The sequence below is a fragment of the Pseudomonas sp. H26/SER47-MNA-CIBAN-0231 genome, from assembly GCF_040310465.1.
GTDB classification, from domain to species: domain Bacteria; phylum Pseudomonadota; class Gammaproteobacteria; order Pseudomonadales; family Pseudomonadaceae; genus Aquipseudomonas; species Aquipseudomonas atacamensis.
The window spans coordinates 1-266 of the sequence record NZ_JBEOPW010000096.1; the positions used below are offsets into that span (position 1 = coordinate 1).

The 266-nt window shown below is 60.2% G+C and carries 1 protein-coding gene; it reads right to left on the reverse strand.

Annotated elements, in window-relative coordinates:
* A partial coding sequence (locus AAEZ10_RS27425) for a PepSY domain-containing protein (RefSeq protein WP_350571825.1) occupies positions 1–266 on the reverse strand: 266 nt, incomplete at both ends.

The following is a 266-nucleotide window of genomic DNA, read 5'->3' on the forward strand; positions in this document are numbered from 1 at the left end:
GTGCTGTTGTTTTCACTGCCCACCAGTATCACGCTGTCGGCAGAGTGGGCAGGGCTGTTGTGGCCGATGTTTGGGCTCGCCTTGCGGCGGCGCCACCATAACAGGAGGCCGGTGACGCTCATCAACGGCACACAGAGGGCACAGAGCCCAAGCGGCAGGCCCAACCACCACAGGCCTTCACCGGTGTGCAGCTGATAGATCAATTCATAGAGGTTGTGCATCGAGTCGTGTGCCTGATAGGACAACAAAGCGCCGCTGGCCTGATC